Source organism: Serratia quinivorans (genome assembly GCF_052113645.1).
GTDB classification, from domain to species: Bacteria; Pseudomonadota; Gammaproteobacteria; order Enterobacterales; family Enterobacteriaceae; genus Serratia; species Serratia quinivorans_B.
Genome location: NZ_JBIEIU010000032.1, coordinates 1 through 7,288, shown reverse-complemented (window position 1 = coordinate 7,288; position 7,288 = coordinate 1). Strand labels below are relative to the sequence as shown.

Sequence of the window (7,288 nt, the reverse complement as noted above, 5' to 3'; positions counted from 1 at the left end):
ATGTCAAGGCTAAGTAGAGATGTCCGGGGTGGGGCAAAGTTCAAATGTCCATGGAGACTGTAATTTAAATTGTGTATCTGCCTGTTTTTGATATGTTCACTCCAACAACGGAGACAGGCAAATTATGGACGAAAAGAAACTCAAGGCACTTGCTGCTGAGCTGGCCAAAGGCCTTAAAACCGAAACCGATCTCAATGCGTTTTCCCGCATGCTGACGAAACTTACCGTCGAAACTGCACTGAATGCAGAGCTGACTGAGCATCTCGGACACGAGAAAAACGCCCCAAAATCAGGCTCGAATACCCGCAACGGCTATTCATCCAAAACGCTGTTATGCGACGACGGCGAGATTGAGCTCAGCACACCACGTGACCGTGAAAACACCTTTGAACCTCAGTTGATAAAGAAAAATCAGACGCGCATCACGCAGATGGATAGCCAGATTTTATCCCTCTATGCCAAAGGCATGACGACCCGTGAAATCGTCGCCACGTTCAAGGAAATGTACGATGCGGACGTGTCTCCCACGCTGATATCTAAAGTCACCGATGCGGTTAAAGAACAGGTGACAGAGTGGCAAAATAGGACTCTGGATGCACTGTATCCCATTGTTTATCTTGACTGTATTGTGGTGAAAGTTCGTCAGAATGGCAGCGTCATAAACAAAGCGGTGTTCCTGGCTTTGGGTATCAATACAGAAGGTCAGAAAGAATTACTGGGCATGTGGTTGGCCGAAAATGAAGGCGCGAAGTTCTGGCTCAGCGTGTTGACAGAGCTTAAAAACCGGGGGCTTCAGGATATCCTGATTGCCTGCGTGGACGGCCTGAAGGGCTTCCCGGATGCGGTAAACAGCGTTTATCCTCAGACGCATATCCAGCTGTGCATCATCCATATGGTGCGCAACAGCCTGAAATACGTGTCATGGAAGGATTACAAAGCCGTCACCAGCGGACTGAAAGCGGTGTATCAGGCTCCAACGGAAGATGCAGCCCTGATGGCGCTGGATGCGTTCGCGAACGTCTGGGATGATAAATATCCGCAAATCAGCAAAAGCTGGCGTGCGCACTGGGAAAATCTCAATACGTTCTTCGGCTATCCTCCCGATATCCGTAAGGCAATCTACACCACGAATGCCATCGAATCGCTAAACAGCGTGATCCGGCAGGCGATAAAGAAGCGCAAAGTGTTCCCGACGGACGACTCGGTGAGAAAAGTTATTTATCTGGCGATCAAGGATGCTTCGAAAAAATGGAGTATGCCGATCCAGAACTGGCGGCTGGCGATGAGCCGTTTTATTATCGAGTTCGGTGACCGCCTGAGCGATCACCTTTAAGACGATGGCAGTTACACAGAATTATTTACAGGGTCTGTCCATGCAAGAATGAGCTGCGTATTGGCTGCTTGAATATTCTTACAGCATGAACGATGAGGCCCATTACAGATTAAATAAGCTTTAATCTGGATCAATCCTGACCTTTACAATCAACTAACAGACTTCTCAACTGCAATGTTATTCTTGTCGTTATGTCAAAAATGACATAACGAATCAGTGAGGAACACATGTCTTCAGTTTCAAAAAGGAATGGTAAAGGTTTTTTCTCAGGGGCAGTTATCGGGGCTTTAGGCGGGCTGATTGGACTCGGAGGGGCTGAATTCCGCCTTCCCGTCCTGATCGGTAGTTTCAAAATCCCAACCCTGGAAGCCGTCATTTTTAATAAAGCTATGAGCCTTGCCGTGGTGGCGATTGCATTAATTTTCCGCACAAAATCTATATCCCTCGATCAGTTGGTTGCGCATCTTGATATTGTCATAAATTTGCTGGCAGGCAGTCTTATTGGCGCGTGGTGGGCCGCAGGTCGTGCCATTAAGATGTCGAGAATCTGGCTGGACAGAATTATTCTGGTCCTGCTTGTCTTACTATCGTTCGTCATGCTATCTGAAGCTTGGATGCCGCTGCACAGTATTTCAGGCGGGTTATTTCAACCCGGCATTGCCACTATTATTGCGGGTGTGGTTTCAGGGTTCTTTATCGGGATAGTTGCAGCGTTGCTCGGTGTGGCTGGCGGCGAGCTTCTTATCCCCACCATCGTTATCCTTTTCGGGGTAGACATCAAGCTAGCCGGAAGCCTGTCACTGATGGTCAGTCTGCCAACGATGATTGTTGGTTTTTCTCGTTATACAAATGCAGACGCTTTCCAGGTTCTCAAGAAAGAGAGGCCGCTGTTTATATGGATGGTCGTCGGCTCAGTTATTGGCGCTGCAACTGGCGGACTTCTGGTCGGCCTGTTGCAGGTTAAAGCACTTATGACTTTACTTGGGCTGATCCTTCTTATCTCTGCCATCAAAACGTTCAAACACACCAGATAAAAATACGTCGCCCGGAGGTCTCAGGATGAATAAAAAAGCGCTAATCTCTGATTTTATTTTAGTCAGGCCCCGTATTTACATTAATGACAATATCTCGCTGGGGCCGGGGAAAATCGATCTGTTGCGAGCAATAGAGGGTTTTCATTCCCTGTCAGCCGCCGCAAAAGATCTGGGAATACCCTATAAAAGGGCATGGCTCCTGATTGATACGTTGAACAAAGGGATAGGCAAGCCGGTAGTCATAACTTCCACAGGTGGAAACAAAGGTGGCGGCACTGTTTTGACTCCACTTGGTAAGAAATTGCTGAACTGGTATGACAAAGCAGAGGCTCATCTTAATGAACAATCACAACAGGATTTGCAGGAACTTGAAAAAATTATCTTCGGTGCCAGTTAACCTCAGACTATTACTACGGGTCCATTGTCTGGGTTTTGGCATGGCAGTGACGATGGGATTTCTGACGCAGTGACATTACTGTCAGGAAAACTCAAGGGAGCACAAAGCACTCCCCCGAGAATAGTTATTTCTTGAGCTGTTTACCTTGTTCATCAACAACGCGTTCACCATCTTCTTTGGTGAACGCACCGCGTTGCTCATCAGTCAAAATATCCAGCACTACCTCAGAAGGTCTGCATAAACGAGTCCCCAGAGGGGTAACGACAATTGGCCGGTTAATCAGAATAGGGTGCAGCAACATAAAATCGATTAACTGCTCGTCAGTAAAGCGGTCTTCTGCCAGCCCTAACGCTTCAAAAGGTTCGACATTCTTGCGTAACAGCGCTCGAACCGTGATCCCCATATCTGCAATCAGCTTTACAAGTTCCTCGCGGGTTGGCGGTGTTTCCAGATAAAGAATAATCGTGGGTTCAGTCCCGCTGTTACGGATCATTTCAAGGGTATTGCGTGACGTGCCGCAGGCCGGGTTGTGATAAATGGTAATGTTGCTCATATCAGTATCTCATTACAAAGTGAAAGACAGACGAAGCGCCAGTGCTGCCAGCGTGACAAACAGCACGGGGATTGTCATGACAATGCCCACCCGGAAGTAATATCCCCAGGTAATTTTGATGTTTTTCTGCGACAGAACGTGCAGCCACAGTAACGTTGCCAGACTGCCGATAGGGGTAATTTTTGGCCCCAGGTCGCTGCCGATGACGTTGGCGTAAATCATCGCTTCTTTGATAACACCGGTTGCTGTGCTGCCATCAATCGACAGCGCTCCAACCAGCACGGTCGGCATATTATTCATCACCGATGACAGGAAGGCCGTCAGGAAGCCCGTACCCAGCGTTGCCGCCCACAATCCCTGTTCTGCCAGCTGATTCAGCAAGGAAGAGAGATAGTGGGTCAGACCGGCATTTCGTAAGCCGTAGACCACCAGGTACATCCCCAGCGAGAAGATAACGATTTGCCAGGGCGCACCACGCAGCACCTTACCGGTGTTAATGGCATGCCCTTTTTTCGCAACAGCAAACAGAAGCAATGCCCCAGCGGCTGCGACCAGACTGACCGGTACGCCCAGCGGCTCCAGTCCGAAGAATCCCACCAGAAGCAACACCAGAACCAGCCAGCCGGTTTTAAAGGTATTCATATCGCGTATAGCGTCTTTCGGTTCTTTCAACAGAGAAACGTCGTAAACGGCGGGAATGTCCTTGCGGAAAAACAGATGCAGCATCACCAGCGTAGCCGCAATCGCGGCCAGGTTAACCGGGACCATCACGGCGGCATATTCGGAGAAACCAAGCTTAAAGAAATCCGCCGAGACGATGTTTACCAGGTTTGAGACAATCAGCGGCAGGCTTGCCGTGTCAGCGATAAACCCTGCGGCCATGATAAACGCTAAGGTTGCTCCCCGGCTGAACCCCAGCGCCAGCAGCATCGCGATAACGATAGGCGTCAGGATCAGTGCGGCACCGTCGTTGGCGAACAGTGCGGCGACCATCGCGCCAAGCAGGACGATCCAGGTGAAGAGCTGCCGCCCCCGGCCATTCCCCCAACGGGCAACGTGCAGTGCGGCCCATTCAAAGAAGCCGGATTCATCGAGCAGAAGACTGATGATAATCACGGCAATAAAGGTGGCGGTCGCATTCCACACTATCTGCCAGACCACCGGAATATCCCCCAGATGAACGACGCCAGTCAGCAATGCCAGACCTGCGCCCAGTGAGGCACTCCAGCCAATTCCCAACCCTCTGGGTTGCCAGATAACCAGGACGAGCGTGAATAAAAAGATAGCACCAGCCAGTAACATCAGAAACTCCATTCACATTTGTTTATTCGGATATATATATCGCCATCAGCAGGAGGCAGATGCCACGCTACTAAGCTTGTTGCGTATGTTTTCTCGTTCACAGTTCCAGGCTGTATCAATAATACCCGCAGCCCATGCTGGCATGTGTGGCGACAGTCGGTAATGCACCCATTTTCCTTCGCGACGGTCGATGACCAGCTCGGCTTCGCGTAAAAGGGCCATATGGCGAGAAATTTTTGGCTGAGACTCTGCGGTTGCCGCACAGATGTCACAGACGCACATTTCACCGGACTCCCTGAGAAGCATCACGATAGTCGAACGGGTCTCGTCGGCGAGCAGTTTAAAAAGCTGAACAGGTTGTAGCATGCTTAACCTCGTTAAAAAATAACAATACATATGGTATTTCATATGTGATAACTTTTAAAGCATAGCTTATGAAATGGAGATTTTTTATGACCGACTTACCAGCAATCGAACCGGCTTATTTTGATGATGCGCTTGCCAGCAAACTTACGGGCAACAACGAAACCATGCCGCGTATTCTCATCCTGTACGGTTCAGTACGAGAGCGGTCCTACAGTCGTTTTGCAGCGGAAGAGGCCGGGCGGTTGCTGGCAAAGATGGGCGCTGAGGTGAAAATCTTTAACCCATCCGGTCTGCCGTTACCCGATGATGCACCCGAAAGTCACCCCAAAGTGCTTGAACTCCGCGAGCTGGTCAGGTGGTGTGACGGAATGGTCTGGAGTTCTCCGGAAAGACATGGCGCCATGAGCTCGGTGATGAAGGCCCAGATTGACTGGATACCCCTGAGTGAAGGTGCTGTTCGTCCGTCCCAGGGAAAAACGCTGGCGGTCATGCAGGTTTGTGGTGGTTCACAGTCGTTTAACACGGTCAATCAGATGCGGATACTTGGCCGCTGGATGCGGATGTTCACCATTCCCAATCAGTCGTCAGTGCCAAAGGCATGGCAGGAATTTGATGATGAAGGGCGCATGAAACCCTCACCCTGGTATGACAGGATTGTCGACGTTACCGAAGAGTTATTCAAAATGACGTTACTCCTGAAAGGGCACACAGCCTACCTGTCCGACCGTTACAGCGAAAGGAAAGAAAGTCATCAGGAGCTCTCTGCACGGGTCAATCAGGCTAAAATCTGATAACCAGACACGCCCGGATGGATTACCGGGCTTTAAATCGGTTTCTTTCCAAATATCTCTTCAGAGCGTGACTGAAGTTTCACCAGGGCATTGAACATATCGTCCTGATCAAGGGAGCGCTGAGATTTCTTCGTCGTGGGGGCTTTACGCCTGCGTGAAGGACCGTCGCCGGATGGAACGGACTGCGACCGGTTATTATCCCGCTCGGCCTGGACCAGCTGCGCCATTTCCAGGGCCCGCCCCAGACGTTTGTTGTCCACAATGGCCCCCTGATCGATTTCAGAAAGCTTGTCATAGGTGGAGTAGGGAAGTGACACGCCATTAAGCCGGAGCTCTTTATGTCCATCCGGGTAATGCCAGACATCGATGTATTTACCAATCGCCCGACGACTGAATTCGCTGTCTTCAATCAGATAAAGGACTTTGTCGTATTGCACTGTGAGTGATTTCGACACTTTACGAGCTTCACGCCAGTTAAATACCATATCAAGATCATCATCGACATCCAGTTCCCGATGAACATCAAACGCCTGGCGAGGCGCTTTTGCGAAACGACGGTTGTAATCGTTCATGAATTCTTCGGCAAATGCGTTCGCAGCCTCCATGGAACTGATACCCTGGAGCCTGAGCTCCTTGACCAGGCGGTCCTGAAGCGTCAGGTGCGCCCGTTCAACGCGGCCTTTGGCAGCACTGGTTTCTGCACAAATGGTCTGAATGTTCAGTTCATGCATCGCACGGCCAAACTGGGTATCGCCGTCGCCGCCGGTTGCGTTTTTATTGTTGATCCTGAATACACTGGCTTTGTCGCTGTACAGCGCCAGCGGCTTGCCATGTTTTTCAATATAGCCCCGGGTCGCTTCAAAATAGGTGAAAGTAGACTCAGATTTCACGAAAAGAAGCTGCATTAAACGACTGGTTGCGTCATCAACGTAAACCAGTGCCGTACACTTAGGTCCCCGGTTTTCAAACCAGTGGTGGTCGCAGCCGTCGATTTGTATGAGTTCACCGGCACAGGCACGGCGGTAGCGCGGTTGCTGAATTTTTGGCGCACGTTGCTTACGTGGCACCCAAAGACTGGCCTGAGTCATCAGTTTACGGACGGTTTCTTTAGAAAGATGGACGCCGTGAACCTCAGACAGTTTTTCACAGGCCAGCGTCGGACCGAAATCGTTATAGCGCTCGCGAATAATATTCAGCGCATACGCGGCCAGTCCCTGAGGCAACTGATTGTTACTGGATTTACCACGACGGCGGCTGGTCATGCCAAGCGGACCATCTTCACGATAACGCGCAAGCAGACGGCGGCACTGACGGTCGGAGATACCAAGCCGCTGAGCTGCCATCTGTGTTGTCAGACGCCGGTCGATGACGTCCTGAATTATCTTGAGTCGGTTAACTTCATCCAATGTGAAAAACTCCGCTGCGAGAGCCGTCATGGTAATCCTTACTTGATTATACACGCCGGACATCTTAACTTAGCCATAAGCGGACATTACAACTTTGCTACTACAA

The 7,288-nt window shown here is 50.2% G+C and carries 8 protein-coding genes; 4 read left to right on the top strand and 4 right to left on the bottom strand.

The genetic code is table 11. The features are described 5' to 3' along the window. The first annotated feature begins 124 nt into the window (after positions 1-124). From ACGS9J_RS26745 to ACGS9J_RS26735, 3 genes are all read left to right on the top strand, one after another. Positions 125-1,333 (top strand): IS256 family transposase, encoded by a 1,209-nt coding sequence (locus ACGS9J_RS26745; RefSeq protein ID WP_442233570.1) that lies wholly within the window; start codon positions 125-127, stop codon positions 1,331-1,333. A gap of 227 nt (positions 1,334-1,560) precedes the next feature. Next, entirely contained in the window at positions 1,561-2,367 is an 807-nt protein-coding gene (locus ACGS9J_RS26740; RefSeq protein WP_442233569.1) for a TSUP family transporter, read from the top strand. Between the two features lie 25 nt (positions 2,368-2,392). Next, complete coding sequence (locus ACGS9J_RS26735; protein WP_442233568.1) at positions 2,393-2,764, top strand: winged helix-turn-helix domain-containing protein; 372 nt, start codon at positions 2,393-2,395, stop codon at positions 2,762-2,764. 124 nt (positions 2,765-2,888) lie between these two features. Here the strand turns inward: ACGS9J_RS26735 and arsC are convergent, their stop codons facing one another. From arsC to ACGS9J_RS26720, 3 genes are read right to left on the bottom strand one after another with little or no spacing between them, the layout of a single operon-like run. After that, positions 2,889-3,317, bottom strand: a complete 429-nt coding sequence (arsC, locus tag ACGS9J_RS26730; protein WP_442233567.1) for a glutaredoxin-dependent arsenate reductase — start codon at positions 3,315-3,317, stop codon at positions 2,889-2,891. 12 nt (positions 3,318-3,329) lie between these two features. Next, the gene (locus tag ACGS9J_RS26725; protein ID WP_442233566.1) at positions 3,330-4,619 is read right to left on the bottom strand and encodes an arsenic transporter; all 1,290 of its coding nucleotides are present in this window, start codon (positions 4,617-4,619) and stop codon (positions 3,330-3,332) included. 45 nt (positions 4,620-4,664) lie between these two features. Further along, positions 4,665-4,985: a transcriptional regulator gene (locus tag ACGS9J_RS26720; protein WP_032898385.1), complete on the bottom strand. Its 321-nt coding sequence runs from the start codon at positions 4,983-4,985 to the stop codon at positions 4,665-4,667. A gap of 86 nt (positions 4,986-5,071) precedes the next feature. On the opposite strand from ACGS9J_RS26720, the gene arsH reads away from it, so the two are divergent. Continuing rightward, complete coding sequence (gene arsH / locus ACGS9J_RS26715; RefSeq protein ID WP_258966733.1) at positions 5,072-5,776, top strand: arsenical resistance protein ArsH; 705 nt, start codon at positions 5,072-5,074, stop codon at positions 5,774-5,776. Positions 5,777-5,808: 32 nt separating this feature from the next. On the opposite strand, the gene ACGS9J_RS26710 is transcribed toward arsH, so the two are convergent. Then, on the bottom strand, positions 5,809-7,212 hold the full coding sequence (locus ACGS9J_RS26710) for an ISNCY family transposase (protein WP_442233565.1): 1,404 nt from the start codon (positions 7,210-7,212) through the stop codon (positions 5,809-5,811). Positions 7,213-7,288: the final 76 nt, after the last annotated feature.

Coding starts and splice junctions, on each gene's coding strand:
- ACGS9J_RS26745 (WP_442233570.1), top strand. CDS start 125: ATGGACGAAAAGAAACTCAAGGCACTTGCTGCTGAGCTGGCCAAAGGC.
- ACGS9J_RS26740 (WP_442233569.1), top strand. CDS start 1,561: ATGTCTTCAGTTTCAAAAAGGAATGGTAAAGGTTTTTTCTCAGGGGCA.
- ACGS9J_RS26735 (WP_442233568.1), top strand. CDS start 2,393: ATGAATAAAAAAGCGCTAATCTCTGATTTTATTTTAGTCAGGCCCCGT.
- arsC (WP_442233567.1), bottom strand. CDS start 3,317: ATGAGCAACATTACCATTTATCACAACCCGGCCTGCGGCACGTCACGC.
- ACGS9J_RS26725 (WP_442233566.1), bottom strand. CDS start 4,619: ATGTTACTGGCTGGTGCTATCTTTTTATTCACGCTCGTCCTGGTTATC.
- ACGS9J_RS26720 (WP_032898385.1), bottom strand. CDS start 4,985: ATGCTACAACCTGTTCAGCTTTTTAAACTGCTCGCCGACGAGACCCGT.
- arsH (WP_258966733.1), top strand. CDS start 5,072: ATGACCGACTTACCAGCAATCGAACCGGCTTATTTTGATGATGCGCTT.
- ACGS9J_RS26710 (WP_442233565.1), bottom strand. CDS start 7,212: ATGACGGCTCTCGCAGCGGAGTTTTTCACATTGGATGAAGTTAACCGA.